Genomic DNA, 15,575 nt, shown 5'->3' on the forward strand with positions numbered 1-15,575 from the left:
CTGCCGCAAGGCAGCGTAGGGGAAGTGTAGCTTCCCCTGTCCCCCCCTCCCCGGCGGTCTGCCATGCTGTCACTGTTGAGGGATAAGCCCCCGGCGCGTGACATACTCCGTTGCAAAACGGCGGTGTTCCGCTTCCTTTTCCCGCCAATACTCCCATAATGCAGCGTCGGCGGCTTCCGCAACATTCATTAAAAACCGTTCAAGCTGCTTTTGTTTTTCCTCTGCGCTACGTTTCCTCATGGTCTGCGTCCTCCTGTAAGTCTGCTGCGTCAATCTCGTAATAGTCAAAAACCTCGTCGGGCTTGACAATGGCGGGGCGGCGTTTAAGGTGCTTTTCCATGTCAAAGGCGTTCTTCGGGTCTGCGTCGGATAGGTACTTGTATTTCGGGTGTTTCGTTATGTCGAATTTGTCCGAAAAGAACGGGCGCACCCCGCGTAGCTGCAAGATACATTTCCCTCCGTCCATGACTGCGATTTCATCTTCCGTCATAAGCTGCTTTCCCAATTTCTGATAGTTCAGCCCATGCGAAAGCTCCCGCCCCCTTGTTTCGGAAGTGTTGAAGCTGTCTATCGTTTCCTTGCCTAAAATCTCCGATATTTCTTTGAGCGTGGTTTTTTCCTTGCCGCCCAAGAAAAGCGTGGTGTCGCAGTTGCCGACTATGGTATCGGCGTTGTCCTTGTAGATTGCCTTTAGCTGTGACTGGCTCTGCAAGATGATTGACGCGGAGATTTCCCGGCTCCGTATGGTTGCGATTAGTTTCTCAAATTTGGGGATTTGCCCGATATTCGCAAATTCATCAAGTAAGCACCGTACATGGACGGGAAGCCGCCCGCCGTATTCATCATCTGCTTTGTCGCACAAGAGGTTGAATAGCTGTGTGTAGAGAATACTCACGACAAAGTTAAAGGTGTCGTCGGTGTCGCTGATAATCACGAAAAGGGCGGTCTTTCTGTCACCTATGGTGTCAAGCTCCATTTCGTCGGTTTCCATAAGCTCCCGCAGCTCCTTAATGTCGAATGGGGCTAACCTCGCGCCGCATGAGATAAGTATGCTTTTTGCGGTCTTGCCCGCCGCCAGTTTGTATTTTTTGTACTGCTTGACTGCAAAATGTTCCGGGTCTTTTTCTTCCAGACGTTCAAACATGAGGTCAACCGGGTTCTGGAAATCCTCGTCGTCCTCGCGGGCTTCCGACGCATTTATCATTTCAAGCAGCGTCGTGAAGTTCTTCTCGTCCTCTGGGGCTTCATACCAGATATAGCCGATTAGTGCGGTGTAGTAGAGCTTTTCCGCTTTCACCCAGAAATCCTCGCCGGATTTTTCCCCGTCGCCTTTGGTGTTGGCGATAATGGTATTGACTAATTTCAAAATGTCCTTTTCGCTCCGCAGATAGGCAAAGGGATTGTATTTCATGGATTTTTTGAAGTTAATCGTATTTAGCACTTTGATACGGTATTTGTACCGCTGCAACATTTTCCCGGTTTCCAAAATCAGTGTTCCTTTCGGGTCAGTGACGATATACGACGTTGGAAAATCCTTTGACGTACATTGCATGAGCGACGGTTTCACAAAGAACCGGGTCTTGCCGCTGCCGGAACCGCCGATTACAAGAATATTTTTGTTTCTTGCGTATTTCGGCTGCTTCGGGCGGCTGTTCATGGTGAGCCGTTCCGTCTGCGTTAAGGGGATATTGTTCTCAAATACCGGGTCTGTGTACGGCTTTATGTCGTCAGCCCCGCCCCAACGCGCCGAACCGTATTCTGTCCCGCGGCGGTATTTCTTCGCGTTCTTGCCTTTGGTGTAGATAATCAGCCGGACAATGACCGCCCCCGCAATGCCGATAAGTAAGTCTGCCGGGTGGAAGCTCGGCGCGATACTGGAAAAGGCGGTGGTAAAACCGTCCCCAAGATGTAGCAGCTTTGCGCTTGCGTCCGCGCCGGGGGATAGACGGACAGCCGCGCCCACTTTATCAAAGAGCCAGACAAAGAGCAGATACGGGAGATTTAGGATAAGCAGCTTCTTGATTTCCGGCTTCATAGCGATACCTCCCTGTCCTTGTTCTTGACCTTTGCCCGTTCCGCGTTCTTGCCCTGTGCGGCTTCTTTGAGCGTAGAGAGCAGCTTTCGGATAGAGGGCTTTTTCTCCTGTGTCAGCTTCTTTGCGGAAAACTCCTTAAAGGCTGCGGTCAGCACGTCCGCGTCCCGCCCCTTGAAAAAAACCAGATAGCGGGGCGGGCTTTCCGTTGCGTCCTTTTTCAGCGCAAAGTCGATACCGTACTTTTTCGCCGTACTCTCAAAGGCTTTGATATTGCCCTCGGTAATCTCAATGTTGGAAACGCCCGCGTTCTGCTTCATAAGCTGCTTTAAGCTCTGCTTTCCCTGTGGCGGTTTTGCAAGCTGCTTTTTGCCCTTTGACAGTATGGCTTTCATTGCCTTTTGGAGCGTCTGGGCGGTCAGCTTCCCGGTCTTGATGTAAAGGGCTATGGTCTTTTCGTTTACTTCGTCCTGCAATTCCTCGCGTCCTCCTTTCGCGTTTCTTTATGGGGCGGCGGTCAGATACGCACCCGCAGCCCGTTCAAGTCCTCGGCTCTGATACCCACAAGATACCAGTTGTCGCCGTACTCAATCCGGGTCGGCTTCCACTTGCCCCGCACGAATACGTCAAAGCACTCACCGCAATGCAAGCCCCCGTAGTAGCTGTTTAAGTCAAAGCGAATGTCGTAACGGTCGGTGCGCTCGTCAAATACCAATGCTCCTGTCATTTTCTGTGCCATAATAAAATCCTCCTTTTGTTGTTTTACAGGCTTTCGCCCGGTTTGAATGAATAATAGTCCGGGTCGCCGTACTGCGGCTTCTTCGGTGACAGTGCGCCGCTTGCCATGTCATGGGCGACAAGGGAAGTGTAATAATTGCCGATAGTGGACGGGGCGTTGAAAAGGGCTGCTTTCAGATATTGCTTGATGTTGCGGATTTTCGTTGTGTTCTCCCGCATACAGTCAAGCACAAAGCGGATATGCTCGCCGTCCAGTTTCATAAACTTAGATTTCACAAGCTCTGCCGGGTAGTCGTCCCCCGCAATCCGTACCCGCTTTCTGGCGGTGCATACGGTTTCAAGCATGAGGTCTACAATCTCGTCCAGCCTGTCCCCGTCAAACTTCATGTCCTGTTTGAGAATGTGGTAGTCGATATTGTCCTTGATGATTTCCCGGTATATATCAACTGCGCTCTGTGCTGCCGCTTCCGTTCCTTTCCGTTCCGGCGGCGTAGCCGCTTCTCTGCAAGGAGAGGGGTTAGGGGAAAGGATAGGAATGGAATGGGTACTTGATAAATCTGTATTTGATTTTTCTTTTTTTGGTAAGTCAGTTCTTTGTATATCTTTATTTAATTGCGTTGGATTTTCCAACGTAGGTTTTTCCAATGTTGGTTTTTCCTGCGTTGGATTATCCAATGTTGGATTTTCCAATGTAGGTAAATCCGGCGTAGGCGGCTGCGGCTGCTCGAATATCACATAGTCCGCGCCCCGCAAGCGTCCTTTCTCGTCGCGCTCCCTTGACCGAACGATATACCCGGCGCGTTCAAGCTCCTTAATGGCTTCGCGGATAGCGTCTATCTTCTCCCGGTTGATAAGGGATAAGCCTTTCAAGGTGTAGTCCCAATCTTCGGGGAGTGACAGCATTTGCGACAACAGCCCTTTTGCCTTTAAGGAAAGCTCCTTGTTGCGTAGGTGGTGGTTGCTCATTACGGTGTAGCCCTTGTTCCGTTCCACTCTGAAAACTGCCATAGTAAATCACTCCTTTTGCTGTGGATTTGTTACGCAGTAGAAGCGCGGTTTCGGGGGATAAGGTATAAATCCCTTGCCGCGCCAGATACGCGCCCGCAAAATCGCTTGTAGCAAGGCTTTTTCTGCCCCTACTGCGTAACAAAGGGCATAAAAAAGCGGCGTTCCTGTTCTCCCATGTAGAGAGTAAGAAACGCCGCTTCTGCGTCGTATTCAGTTTTTAGTACAATACCCTGCTTGTCCGTCGCTCGAAAAACCTTGATTTTCCAGTGTTTTCAAAAGTATCGTTATCTAACGTCAGCTTTTAACCGACCTAATTTTCAGAATATGATGAGCAGAGTCCGTTCTTTATATGGAAATATGATAGTAATAGCAACGAAGGATTTCTCCAGACTTGGCAGGGACACCATAGATACCGTCAATTATTTAGAAAAGATATTTCCTTTTTTGGAAGTACGCTATATTGCGATTAATGATGATTATGACAGCAAAGATTATCAATATGGTATAGATTTTGAAGCCAAATTCAAGAATTTGATTAATGGGTTAGTTCCAATTCAGGCGTCTACCACTCAGAAGAGAATTAAGATGGAGGAGGCTCTTCAAGGAAAGCATAACGGCCCAGTACCTCTTTATGGATATCGGTATACAGCTGACCGTGAATATGAGGTGGATTGGGAGGCGGCATATGTACTACAAATAATTATGGATCTATTAGACCAGAAAAAAAGTTATAAGTTTATAATTAAGTTCCTGGCTGAAAAAGGAATTGATCCGCCGAGCGTTTATTTGGCTAAAAAATACAATGCCAAATTATGTAAGACCAGTTCTATCTGGAATAAAACAACACTGAAAAAGATTGCAAGGAATAAAGCTTATTTGGGATATTCAGTACGTCATAAGGAAGAGGCTTGTGTATTGGGGACAAAAGGAACACGGGCAGTGAATAAGGCGGACCAAATTCTTGTTCCAAACAGACAGCCGAAAATTATCAGAGAAGAGCAGTTTAACAGGGTGAATGAGTGGCTGGATGAGAGGGCTGCTAAAAGTGGTTGCAAAAGTGGACCGAGGCGCAGAGTATCAGCATTATATAAAAATGTGTATTGTGTACATTGCGGTTCAGCATTAAGCAGGCGCAGATATCATGAAGATAATGACTTTTACTATTGTTTGGCTAAGCGTGAAAATCCATTGTCGGATTGTACTTTTCCGCCTATTGAAACAGCGGTATTAGAAAAAGCAGTGTTTTCGGTTATACAATTCAATTTAAGATTATTTACTGACAGCAAAAAGAAAATCTTAAAGGCTTTGAATCATAATATGGCAGATTACCATGCAATCATGGAAAGATTTCAGGAGAGGGCAGAAGAAATAAAGCAGAAGAAAATGAACTTGTATGAAGATTACAGAGCAGGGCATGTAAGCAGAGAAGAATATCTGATAAAAAAACAGAAATTGTCAGAACAGCTTGTTCCATTGGAGGCAGGAATTCAAAAGGTGGAAGAAGGAATCCGAAAATATGATGAGGCAAATATCATATTCTATTCAGATTTTGCCCGATTGGTCGATGAGTTTAGAAATGAGGAGGCGTTGTCTCCGGAGTTGGCTGATGCCTTTATTGAAAAAGTGTTGGTAGACAAGAATCATAATATTGAAGTTGTTTTTAAATTTCAGGACGAAATTAATATGCTGTGTATGAGAAAAGCAAGTTAATTACTTTCAAATTAAAAGGAGTGGACAATCTATATGAAGAATATTAAGGATTGTATGAAAAGTCGTATGAAAAAGAGGGCCGAGTTCGTAAAGGCACCCTATGGTTATCGTATTAAGGACAGGCAGTTAGTTGTAGAGGAAATGGAAGCTTTTCGCGTGAGGTCTGCTTTAAAGTTTGTTATGGATTATCTGAACAATCCGCCGGAATACATGGTATTGGAGTTCATAGATTATAAAAAAGATACACAGCATCTTGTCTTGAATTACGAGGAGGCGGCAAACAGTATTCCCTATAGTTGGATTTGCCGGCAGGTGGGAAAAGAAATAGAACTTCGGGAACAATACTTTCAGGCGGGAGAAGATATATCATTGCTTGCTTTACAGAATGTGATGGAGCTGTCATTTACAGAAGTGGAATCACATTGGAGTAATCAGGGGAATCTAATGAGAAGTGCAGGCATATGGGCAAAGAGATTGAGAAAAATGCCTGCCTCCGTATACTATGCAGGGGTTGTTACGGCGAGAACAAAATCATATTCAGAAGAGTTGAGATATATAGGCAATTATGAGCCAATAATATCAAAGGAGCAATTTGATGCATTGAATAAACGGGTGAATGAAACTGTATTTGTGGACTAAATATTACTGAATAAACACCTGAAAACATAGAACCGATAACTTATGAGCATATTTCTCATGGTTATCGGTTTTTTTCTTTCTGAACTATGTTGATGAAAACTGTGACTTAGAAGTAGTACAGGAATGCTATAAAAAGCTACATGAATTACTGGCCTGGGGATATCCATTCACATTGATCCGCATTAATAAAAGCTGTATGCATGTAGAATATCTGGACTATATCAATCAGATGGTGAAAAAGCTGTCGAAAAACAATTTGGAAGGCTTTGTAGATGTATGGAAAGAACTTATGTTAAGGGAGGAAAAACTGGCAACTGCAAATACTTTGATTAGATAGGAAAAATAAATTAAAGAGGAATGTGTAGGTTCAGGCAATTGTTTAGTAAAAACAGGTCTATGCAAAAGCGAAAGGTGAGGTATATGGCCTGACGACTGCCCGGTTCTGGAAGGTTAAGAGAAAATGAGTGCCTTGGCACAAAAAGAAAATCAGGGAAGGAATTCATTAAATCCTTCCCTGGTTTTCATTGATACAGAGGGGTGAAATGGGGTAATATTTATAATTGCCATCCGGTGGCTTCCACACGTAATTTAAGGAAATTCCGGTAAATTCCGTCCTTTTTACTGAGCTGGTCATGGGTGCCCTTTTGTTTGACGTGCCCATTATCAATCACAATAATCTGGTCAGCTTTTTGTACGGTACTCAATCGATGGGCTATGGAAATTAAAGTTTTATTTTTAGTCAGCTCCTCAATCGCAGATAAAAGAGCCTGTTCATTTTCAGGGTCAACACTGGAGGTTGCTTCATCTAAAATGACAATGGGTGCGTCTTTTAAAATTGCCCGTGCAATGGAGATTCTTTGTTTTTCGCCGCCAGATAATGTAGATCCACTTTCGCCAATTACAGTTTGATATCCATCCGGCAAGGCCATAATAAAGTCATGACAGCAGGCTCTTTTTGCTGCCTCCATTACTTCTTCAAGTGACGCATCAGGCTTCCCAAACTTAATATTATTTTCGATTGTGTCATGGAATAGATAAACCTTTTGGAAAACCATACTGATACAGTCAAGCACACTGTCAGCGGTATAGTCTTTCACATTTTGGCCGCCAATACACACAGAGCCTTCCTGAACGTCCCAGAAACGAGCGATTAAGTTACATAATGTCGTTTTACCGCTTCCTGACGGACCTACAATCGCACATGTAGTATGCTCTGGTATGTTTAAGGATATGTGGTCAATAATTCTGCGGGAACCATAGCCAAATGATACATCTTTTAATGAAATCTCATAATTGGAAGGATGGAGTTTATCTGTGGTGGTGTCCATCTGGGGAATATTTGTCACTTCTTCCAAACGGTCTAATTCGGTATTTATTTTCTTACTCAAGAATGCACTGTTTCCCATAGTTTCCAAATCAGAATAAACGGTAAATGCACAAAACAAAAATGTCATACAGAATGGTAGGGAAATTTTTCCGTCCATGTATAAGATACCAGCAGCAGCGATTAAGACGCAGCTCATCAATTTATAGACAAGGCCATATAGCCGGAGAACACCTGCGGTTGCCTTTTCCTGTGAATAATCAGCGTCCCATTTCTTTTGAAATGCAGTGTGTACCTCTTGCTGGCCGCTTTTGCCGTTTGAAAATGAACGGAGAACAGCAATCCCACGTATGTACTCTAAACATTTATTAACCAGATTTTCCTGGGCAGCCTGATAAATTGGCGAATGTTCTGCGGCCCGCTGTCTGACCAGGCGTAATACTGTCAGGCCAATTACTAAGCCTATCATACTTAGTGTCCCTATTATTGGGTTGAAAAAGAACATCATGAAAGACATAAGGAATGCCATGGCAACACCACTGGTCATCTGTTCGATAGCCATCATGGAGTAACCTTCCAGATCCGCTATGGTAGTGGTTAAAATTGTTTGGATGGTTCCAAGGTTCTGCTCTGAAAAATAACCCATAGGTGCTTGTTTTAATCGCTCACCAATTTCTAAACGGTAATCACGGAAAATATCATAACCGGTTCCGCTCATGGTACGGTCACTCATCCATTGGAAAAAGAAACGTCCAAGAATACTAATAAGAATGATAGTTACAGCTTTTAAAATTATTGAGGAGGTTAGTGTATCAAGATTTAACATGATTAAAAATACACTGAGCATCATAAAACTTTGAAAAAAGGATTTTAAAATATTGCACAGTATTCCAACTGTTATTTTTTTTCTGCTGGAGCCGGCGATTTGATAAATACGAGAAATCATTTCAAACATCTAAGATTCTCCTTTCGTTTTGGAAGTTACCGCATCTGAATAATTCTCCCACATTTTCTTATAAAGAGGGCAGTTCTCTAACAGTTCATTTTGCGTTCCGCATCCAGCTATTTTCCCATCAGCTACAACAAGGATTTGATCGGCATTGCGGATTGTATTCAGACGATGTGCAACAACAATTAGGGTTTTCCCGGAAATTAACTTACTGATTGCTTCTTGTATCAGTGCTTCATTTTCCGGGTCTGCATAGGCAGTTGCTTCATCAAGAATAACCACGGAAGCTTTTTTAAGCATGGCACGCGCTATGGTGATACGTTGGCGTTCTCCACCAGATAGGCGGTCTCCGGCATCTCCGGCCATAGTGTCGTAGCCTTTTTCTAATTGCATGATAAAATCATGGCAGTTTGCAGCTTTTGCAACGGTTTCTATTTGTTCGTCCGTTGCGGCTGGATTTCCCATGCGGATATTATCACGGATGGTTTTATCAAAAAGAAAGTTATCCTGTGCAACATAACTGATTTCTCCCATCAGCTGCTCAAAGGGGATGTTGCGAATATCCTGTGAACCAAAAAGCACAGTCCCGGAGGTGGCATCCCAAAATCCCGCCATTAATTTGGCTATGGTAGATTTACCAGATCCGGACGGACCGACAATCGCTGTCATTGATTTCGGTGACGTCTTAAATGAGATATCGTGCAGCACTTCACTTTTGTTATAACCAAAGCAAACGTGACTAAATTCAAATGTCGGTTCTGTGAGAGTAACCGGGTCCGCAGGCCGCTGCAGTTCAGGAGTTTTTAAGAAGGCAGTAACTTGTTCAAGGTTTCCTTTGATCATACTTACCTGCTCCATGGCTTCCGATACTTTCATCAGCGGCCCTGTAAAGCCAAGGGGGACAATAAGACATATCATCAGAACCGGTAAAGTAATCGAACCATTCATAAAAAGCAAAGCGCCGATAGGAAGTGTGCCAAGTAAGGTGGAGGGAAGGACTGCACGAGCGGCCGCATTCCATAGCCAGCACTCACTCCACCATTCCATGGTGCAGTCGTGGAAGTAATTGACAGCTTTTGAGTATTGCCCATAGGACGAGCTGGACCGGTTAAAAGCTTTAATGACCTGAATACCATTTACATATTCCACAAGAGAACTGTTCATTTCATTCGCAGAACACATATAGTTTTCCATACGGGAGGCATATCCGCGCATCATGGCAGCGAAAAACAAACCTCCCAACGGGACAGTAATTAAAGAGGCCAGCCCCATGCGCCAATCCAAAATAAAGATTAATAGAATACTGCATAGAGGTGCTGTGATGTGTGACGGAAGTTCAGGCATAAAATGGGCCATAGAATCCTCTAGCTTTGCCACATTATCTACAATTAAGTTTTTAAAAATGCCGGAAGGGGTTTCCAACATGACGCCCATGGGAACCTTCGCCATTTTATCGGCAATTCTTTCACGTATATTTTGTAAAATAGTAAAGGAAATACGGTGGGACAGAAGGGACGACCTCCATGTAAGGAATGTCTTAATGCACTGGCAAAGTGCCGCGATTCCCGCCAGTATCACCGTATCTTTAGTAGTAGCTGTTCCGGAATAGAGTGAGTCTGCCAACATAGCCAGTATAAGGAATGGAACCATACCAAATAGTTCCCCTAAAACGGCCATAAGAATGGAAAATTTCATTTTCCCCTTGCTACTGCCAACAAACATAAAAAGCTGCCGGATTGCCCCCGGTTCTTTTGATTTCATATAAACATCTTCCTTTCTGCTAATCAGAATTTGTAATTGGGTATTGATTTTTTAGGAAAAGGGTGGTAAAATCTATATTACGGTGTAATATTACAGTGTAATATAGTATAGAATGGAGGGGAGGAAATGTCAAGGGATTTCCAGCAAACTCATGAAAATCTTTTGGCCTGTGCAAAGAAACACTTCTTAGAATTTGGCTTTGAAAGAGCCAGTATTAGGGAAATCTGTAAAGACGCAAATGTAACCAATGGTGCCTTTTACAATCATTTTGCTGATAAGGAAGCTTTATTTGGTTCTTTAGTGGAATCAGTTGTTCAGACAATCCAAAAGATATATTCAGAATCAATAGATAAGCATTTTGATTTAGTAAAAACAGATGAGCTTAAGAATTTGTGGAGGCTGTCAGAAAGTACGATTATCCAGATAATCGAATATATTTATGAGCATTTTGATGTATTCAGGCTGCTTCTGATGTGCTCGTCAGGAACAAAGTATGCAGGCTTTTTAGACGACTTGGTACGCGCAGATGTGCAGGAGACAATAAAACTCATTGCAGAATTAAAAGCACGCGGTGTACCTGTCAATGATTTAGATGAGGACGAGTGGCATATGTTGGTCCATTCTTACTATGCTTCAATTGCGGAAATTGTTATGCACAATTATCCAAAGTCAGCTGCATTGAAGTATGCTCATACGCTATCGGTATTTTTCAGCTCGGGCTGGCAAACTGTTTTGGGGATTTAATCCCCAAAAAATTTCCCCTACAGTTAGCTGAATCTAACTATAAAATATGAAATTAGTCATAACGAAAGGACGATTAAAATGCAAAAATCTAATAAACTAAATGGAAAAGATCTTATCAATGTAGGAATTTATACTGCCATGACTCTTGTAATATTTTTTGTTTTCGGATTACTGACTGCACTGCCTGTAATATATCCATTCCTTCTGTTTATCTGGCCGTTTGTATGTGGCATTCCTATGATGCTGTACTACACAAAAATTCAGAAATTCGGGATGCTGACAATTACAGGTGTCATCTGCGGTCTGTTTTTCTTTCTTATAGGCTATACATGGATTGGGCTGGTGGGGTGGACACTGGGCGGAATTCTTGCTGATATTGTGTTAAAGGCCGGTCAGTATAAAAACTTTAACGTTACCCTCCTAAGCTATGCGTGTTTTTGCCTTGGCATGATGGGATGCCCTGCGAATCTTTGGATTGCCGGGCAGTCCTACTGGGAAAATATTCACAGCTCCATGGGGAACCAATACGCAGAAACATTACAATCTATGATGCCATCATGGATGATGTATGCGGGATTTGTGATTTTGTTTGTCGGCGGGATTTGCGGTGCTTTGCTCGGTCATAAAATGTTAAAGAAGCACTTTGAGAGGGCGGGTATTGTTTGATGCACATGCTTGCTGTTACAGAGACGAAAGGATTCCATTTAGACCCACGGACAAAATTACTGCTGATGGCCGTTGTAGCTACCGCCGAGTTTTTATATGGCCATACCGCTTTTATGCTTGCAGTGGCTTTGATACCTTTTATTCTATTACTTACAAACAGACAATATAAGGCAGCGGCCATTTTTATAGTTCTGTTTGTAGCTGCTTTGGTGGTTAAGGAAATCCAAAACTCAATTCGTTTTCACATGGTTGTCAATATGATTGTAGTTTTATTGGTGGGATTGGTTTTAAGGCTTTTTCCTGCTTTTGCAATGGGGAATTACATAATTAAATCTACTACTGCCAGTGAGTGTATTACATCACTGAGCAGAATGCATATCGGTAGGAATATTACCATTCCTCTTTCTGTATTATTTCGCTTTTTGCCTACCATGCAGGAAGAATCAGCAGCTATTAAAGACGCTATGAGAATGAGGGAAATCCAGTTTGGTACGAAAAAATTTTGGCAGAATCCAATGGCACTGCTTGAATATCGTTTCATACCGCTTATGATTTCGGTTGTAAAGATTGGTGATGAACTGTCTGCGGCAGCGTTGACCCGTGGGCTGGATAATCCAGCAAAGCGGTCAAGCATAACGAGAGTTGGATTTACCTGTTACGATGCCATTGCGGTAGTAATTTCAGGCGTTATGCTGTTTGTCACCTTATTTATTATTAAATGGTAGAAGGGGAAGTGAAATGATAGAAATTAAAGATGTGTCCTTTACCTATGAAAGCGGAGAATCAGAGAATAGCCTGCGTAATATCAATTTGAAAATCGAAGATGGAGAGACTGTTTTACTATGTGGTGAATCTGGTTGCGGTAAAACAACTTTGACGCGCCTGATTAACGGATTGATTCCGCATTATTATAATGGACAGTTAACGGGACAGATTTATTTGGATGGGAAAGAGGTAAAGGATTATCAGTTATATCAGATTGCCCCCATGGTTGGCTCTGTATTTCAAAACCCGAGAACACAGTTCTACAATGTAGATACGACAAGCGAGATTGTGTTTGGATGCGAAAATTTGGGGTTGCCGGTGCAGGAAATGCTGGCAAGGCTTGAGAATACAACAAAATGCCTTAAATTAGAAAATCTGCTTGGACGGAGCCTGTTTGCTTTATCTGGTGGAGAAAAGCAGAAGATAGCCTGTGCATCGGCAGATGCTATCTGCCCTAATACTTTTGTTTTGGATGAACCGTCCTCAAATTTGGATATTTCTTCGATAAAAGATTTAACAGAAGTAATTCGCCAATGGCAATCTGAAAATAAGACAGTAATCGTTGCCGAACACCGCCTTTATTACCTGGCTCCATATGCGGACCGAATCATATATATGAAGCGCGGAGAGATATGTAATGAATATACAAGAGAGGAATTTTTGGAACTAGATCCAAAGGAGTTAAAGAAAATGGGATTACGTGCATTAAATCCATTTGACTTGATGCCTGAAAAAAAACCTGAAGCAAATGAAAAAAGCCTGCAGATTGATAACTTTTGGTTTTCATATGAAAAACGGGGATATCCGATTGTAAACATACCGAATTTAACATTGCCGCAGGGAGAAATCATTGGAATCATTGGTGACAATGGAGCTGGTAAATCCTCTTTTGCCAGATGTCTATGCGGATTAGATAAATCTTCAAAGGGCACTTTGAAATTAAATGGCAATGCTCTCAATGCGAAGAAGCGCCGGCATATTTCCTATATGGTAATGCAGGATGTAAATCACCAGCTTTTTACAGAAGATGTACTTGATGAACTTTTGCTGAGTATGGATGGAGAAAATGAGGAAGAGGACAAGGTTCGGGCACAAGAAATTTTGGCCGGGCTTGATTTGTCGGATAAACTGAAACTGCACCCAATGTCGTTATCCGGTGGTGAAAAGCAGCGAGTCGCTATTGGCAGTGCTGTTGCATCTGGGAAAGAAATAATCATATTTGATGAACCCACCAGTGGATTGGATTATAGACATATGCTTGAGGTTTCAGAAAAATTAATACAGCTAAAAGAAATGAAAAAAACGTTGTTTCTGATAACGCATGATCCTGAACTGATATACAAATGCTGTACACATCTTATGTTTATTGAGCATGGCCGTATATTATGGCATCGGCCTATGGATAACGAGGCTGTAAGACTTTTACAGGAATTTTTCTCCCACGAAAAGGGTGATTCAGCAATGGCTATATGAAAGCGAAAGAGTACTTTGAAGTGGGCTGAGAGAAATGTTATTTGTCATAAGGACTAAAGAGAACTTATTTCGGATATAGAAATACGTAAGAGTAAGCTGGAAGTTAATATAATGATTCAGGCCGCAGTACTTTTTATAATAGTGACAATGTCGATTTATCAAAAAGTCTGCGGCAATTATTTTATAATTTAATATTTAAGTAAAACGAAATTTAATTGAATGTTTCATAAAGTCATCTACAGCCCTGTGATGTGACAAGCCTTTGAATGAAACAAACTGTTAAAATGGGCTATTTTAAAAAAATACACATTTAAAGGGGTAGAAATATTAAAAAGAATCCTGTAAAATACAATAGAGTTAGTTGCTGCTAACATGCCGAGGCTTTAACTAATAGTTAGTAGCAACTAACCAAAACCACTATATTACAGGAGGATCTTTATATGAGTGAAACAAAGGGAAGTAAGTTTAGTATCAGAGACGTAATCACGGTTGCAGCCATGTTGGTAATCAATTATATGATAGCAATGGTGGTCAGCGCTGTCACATTGCCATTTTCAGAAGTGTATTTATATGGTTCAGCCGCCATTGACGGCTTTTTAGGAGCTGTATTCTTCCTTGTAGCGGCAAACCGGGTGAACAAACATGGGCTGTTGTTTGTTTGGGCATTTGTGTATGGCCTTATCCAGGCACTTATGGGTTACGCCTTCTTGCTGCCATATTTCCTGATTGTAGGCGTTATTTCCGAGCTGTCTATGATTGGAAAAAATACATATAGAAAGCCGATCCGCAATATGATTGGCTGGGCTTTAAACAGTATCGGGAATTTCGTTGGATGTGCGGTGCCTCTCTGGTGGGCATGGGACAGTTATAAAGAAATGGCATTAAATAGTGGCTTTTCACAGGAAACCTTAGATATGCAGTTTTTAATGTCAACCCATCCGGGGCTGATGCTTTTGGGCTGTGCAATAACCGGTCTTCTTGCTGTATTAGGTGTTCTGTTCGGGCAGAGACTATTAAGAAGACATTTTCAGAAAGCTGGTATTTTGGAATGATTATGAATCATAGTAACATCAGAAAAGTGGAGCAGATCGATGGCAGGACAGTGTTGCTGTTGGCTGTCTGCGCATGCTTCACTTCCTTCTTAAGCACCAGTTTGCTGGGGCATGGTTTATATATGATATGGCTTTTTCTATTGTTATGCTATTTTGAGTTATTTACGATGGGATTAGGAATGTTGGGGGTATATATCCTGTCGGTAGTTTGGCTGGCTATTAATACAAAATACCATATCTCTTTTCCATCACCGCTGTTATTTCATATGCTTTATCGTCTATTGATGCCGGCGATGATTGTGTGTCTGATAGTGCATATACCTTCAGGCAAACTGACTTCCAGTATAAGGAAGTTACCGATTCCCGAAAATATAATGCTGATTATAATTGTCATGCTCCGGTTTGCTCCCACCCTTGTTCATGAGTTTGGTGAAGTAAAAGACGCTATGAAGGTAAGAGGCTTTTTGCGGTCTATAAGGACAGTCCTTTTTCACCCGCTTAGTACATTGGAATATGCAATTGTCCCTATGGTTTTCAGAAGCCTGAAAATAGCGGACGAACTGGCATCATCAGCCATTGTCAGAGGAATCGAGAGTCCGTATAAGAAAGATAGCTATTACATTATAAGTCTGACTGCAAAAGATATTTTCTTAGTAATGTCCAGTACCATCATTGCTGTTGTTTGCTGCAGGGTTTAAATCAGTGGGGGGCGGT

The 15,575-nt window shown here is 42.5% G+C and carries 15 protein-coding genes; 8 read left to right on the forward strand and 7 right to left on the reverse strand.

Features of this window, described 5'->3' with window-relative positions; genetic code table 11:
* Positions 1 to 69: 69 nt before the first annotated feature.
* From MCJ35_RS01845 to MCJ35_RS01865, 5 genes are read right to left on the reverse strand one after another with little or no spacing between them, the layout of a single operon-like run.
* On the reverse strand, positions 70 to 240 hold the full coding sequence (locus MCJ35_RS01845; protein WP_002569167.1) for a hypothetical protein: 171 nt from the start codon (positions 238 to 240) through the stop codon (positions 70 to 72).
* Entirely contained in the window at positions 227 to 2,035 is a 1,809-nt protein-coding gene (locus MCJ35_RS01850; RefSeq protein WP_002569166.1) for a VirD4-like conjugal transfer protein, CD1115 family, read from the reverse strand. Before MCJ35_RS01850 ends, MCJ35_RS01845 begins: the two co-directional genes overlap by 14 nt.
* On the reverse strand, positions 2,032 to 2,508 hold the full coding sequence (locus MCJ35_RS01855; protein ID WP_002569165.1) for a PcfB family protein: 477 nt from the start codon (positions 2,506 to 2,508) through the stop codon (positions 2,032 to 2,034). The genes MCJ35_RS01850 and MCJ35_RS01855 overlap by 4 nt, the downstream gene beginning before the upstream one ends.
* 41 nt (positions 2,509 to 2,549) lie before the next feature.
* Positions 2,550 to 2,771: a DUF5348 domain-containing protein gene (locus MCJ35_RS01860; protein ID WP_002569164.1), complete on the reverse strand. Its 222-nt coding sequence runs from the start codon at positions 2,769 to 2,771 to the stop codon at positions 2,550 to 2,552.
* A gap of 23 nt (positions 2,772 to 2,794) precedes the next feature.
* Entirely contained in the window at positions 2,795 to 3,778 is a 984-nt protein-coding gene (locus tag MCJ35_RS01865; RefSeq protein WP_002569163.1) for a DUF6017 domain-containing protein, read from the reverse strand.
* A 357-nt stretch (positions 3,779 to 4,135) separates the two neighbouring features.
* Between MCJ35_RS01865 and MCJ35_RS01870 the strand changes: the two genes are divergently transcribed.
* The gene (locus tag MCJ35_RS01870) at positions 4,136 to 5,488 is read left to right on the forward strand and encodes a recombinase family protein (protein WP_235957561.1); all 1,353 of its coding nucleotides are present in this window, start codon (positions 4,136 to 4,138) and stop codon (positions 5,486 to 5,488) included.
* A 33-nt stretch (positions 5,489 to 5,521) separates the two neighbouring features.
* Positions 5,522 to 6,127, forward strand: coding sequence for a hypothetical protein (locus MCJ35_RS01875; protein ID WP_006567754.1), 606 nt, complete (start codon positions 5,522 to 5,524; stop codon positions 6,125 to 6,127).
* Between the two features lie 554 nt (positions 6,128 to 6,681).
* On the opposite strand, the gene MCJ35_RS01880 is transcribed toward MCJ35_RS01875, so the two are convergent.
* A complete protein-coding gene (locus MCJ35_RS01880) occupies positions 6,682 to 8,406 on the reverse strand; it encodes an ABC transporter ATP-binding protein (RefSeq protein WP_006567752.1) in 1,725 nt (574 codons plus the stop codon).
* Complete coding sequence (locus tag MCJ35_RS01885; RefSeq protein WP_006567751.1) at positions 8,407 to 10,161, reverse strand: ABC transporter ATP-binding protein; 1,755 nt, start codon at positions 10,159 to 10,161, stop codon at positions 8,407 to 8,409.
* A gap of 126 nt (positions 10,162 to 10,287) precedes the next feature.
* Between MCJ35_RS01885 and MCJ35_RS01890 the strand changes: the two genes are divergently transcribed.
* The 6 genes from MCJ35_RS01890 to MCJ35_RS01915 all read left to right on the forward strand — a co-directional run bounded on the left by MCJ35_RS01890 (position 10,288) and on the right by MCJ35_RS01915 (position 15,559).
* Positions 10,288 to 10,905 (forward strand): TetR/AcrR family transcriptional regulator, encoded by a 618-nt coding sequence (locus MCJ35_RS01890; RefSeq protein WP_006567750.1) that lies wholly within the window; start codon positions 10,288 to 10,290, stop codon positions 10,903 to 10,905.
* 78 nt (positions 10,906 to 10,983) lie between these two features.
* Positions 10,984 to 11,571 (forward strand): MptD family putative ECF transporter S component, encoded by a 588-nt coding sequence (locus tag MCJ35_RS01895; protein ID WP_006567749.1) that lies wholly within the window; start codon positions 10,984 to 10,986, stop codon positions 11,569 to 11,571.
* Entirely contained in the window at positions 11,571 to 12,296 is a 726-nt protein-coding gene (locus MCJ35_RS01900; protein ID WP_006567748.1) for an energy-coupling factor transporter transmembrane component T, read from the forward strand. The genes MCJ35_RS01895 and MCJ35_RS01900 overlap by 1 nt, the downstream gene beginning before the upstream one ends.
* Positions 12,297 to 12,309: 13 nt before the next feature.
* Complete coding sequence (locus MCJ35_RS01905) at positions 12,310 to 13,809, forward strand: ABC transporter ATP-binding protein (protein WP_006567747.1); 1,500 nt, start codon at positions 12,310 to 12,312, stop codon at positions 13,807 to 13,809.
* A gap of 440 nt (positions 13,810 to 14,249) precedes the next feature.
* On the forward strand, positions 14,250 to 14,861 hold the full coding sequence (locus MCJ35_RS01910; RefSeq protein ID WP_006567746.1) for an MptD family putative ECF transporter S component: 612 nt from the start codon (positions 14,250 to 14,252) through the stop codon (positions 14,859 to 14,861).
* The gene (locus MCJ35_RS01915) at positions 14,858 to 15,559 is read left to right on the forward strand and encodes an energy-coupling factor transporter transmembrane component T (RefSeq protein WP_006567745.1); all 702 of its coding nucleotides are present in this window, start codon (positions 14,858 to 14,860) and stop codon (positions 15,557 to 15,559) included. Before MCJ35_RS01910 ends, MCJ35_RS01915 begins: the two co-directional genes overlap by 4 nt.
* Positions 15,560 to 15,575: the final 16 nt, after the last annotated feature.

This window comes from Enterocloster sp. OA13, assembly GCF_022440595.1.
Lineage (GTDB): Bacteria > Bacillota > Clostridia > Lachnospirales > Lachnospiraceae > Enterocloster > Enterocloster hominis.

What these genes read in the sequence shown, in the direction of transcription:
- MCJ35_RS01845 (WP_002569167.1), bottom strand. Translation starts at nt 240, where the DNA reads ATGAGGAAACGTAGCGCAGAGGAAAAACAAAAGCAGCTTGAACGGTTT.
- MCJ35_RS01850 (WP_002569166.1), bottom strand. Translation starts at nt 2,035, where the DNA reads ATGAAGCCGGAAATCAAGAAGCTGCTTATCCTAAATCTCCCGTATCTG.
- MCJ35_RS01860 (WP_002569164.1), bottom strand. Translation starts at nt 2,771, where the DNA reads ATGGCACAGAAAATGACAGGAGCATTGGTATTTGACGAGCGCACCGAC.
- MCJ35_RS01865 (WP_002569163.1), bottom strand. Translation starts at nt 3,778, where the DNA reads ATGGCAGTTTTCAGAGTGGAACGGAACAAGGGCTACACCGTAATGAGC.
- MCJ35_RS01870 (WP_235957561.1), top strand. Translation starts at nt 4,136, where the DNA reads ATGATAGTAATAGCAACGAAGGATTTCTCCAGACTTGGCAGGGACACC.
- MCJ35_RS01875 (WP_006567754.1), top strand. Translation starts at nt 5,522, where the DNA reads ATGAAGAATATTAAGGATTGTATGAAAAGTCGTATGAAAAAGAGGGCC.
- MCJ35_RS01880 (WP_006567752.1), bottom strand. Translation starts at nt 8,406, where the DNA reads ATGTTTGAAATGATTTCTCGTATTTATCAAATCGCCGGCTCCAGCAGA.
- MCJ35_RS01885 (WP_006567751.1), bottom strand. Translation starts at nt 10,161, where the DNA reads ATGAAATCAAAAGAACCGGGGGCAATCCGGCAGCTTTTTATGTTTGTT.
- MCJ35_RS01890 (WP_006567750.1), top strand. Translation starts at nt 10,288, where the DNA reads ATGTCAAGGGATTTCCAGCAAACTCATGAAAATCTTTTGGCCTGTGCA.
- MCJ35_RS01895 (WP_006567749.1), top strand. Translation starts at nt 10,984, where the DNA reads ATGCAAAAATCTAATAAACTAAATGGAAAAGATCTTATCAATGTAGGA.
- MCJ35_RS01900 (WP_006567748.1), top strand. Translation starts at nt 11,571, where the DNA reads ATGCACATGCTTGCTGTTACAGAGACGAAAGGATTCCATTTAGACCCA.
- MCJ35_RS01905 (WP_006567747.1), top strand. Translation starts at nt 12,310, where the DNA reads ATGATAGAAATTAAAGATGTGTCCTTTACCTATGAAAGCGGAGAATCA.
- MCJ35_RS01910 (WP_006567746.1), top strand. Translation starts at nt 14,250, where the DNA reads ATGAGTGAAACAAAGGGAAGTAAGTTTAGTATCAGAGACGTAATCACG.
- MCJ35_RS01915 (WP_006567745.1), top strand. Translation starts at nt 14,858, where the DNA reads ATGATTATGAATCATAGTAACATCAGAAAAGTGGAGCAGATCGATGGC.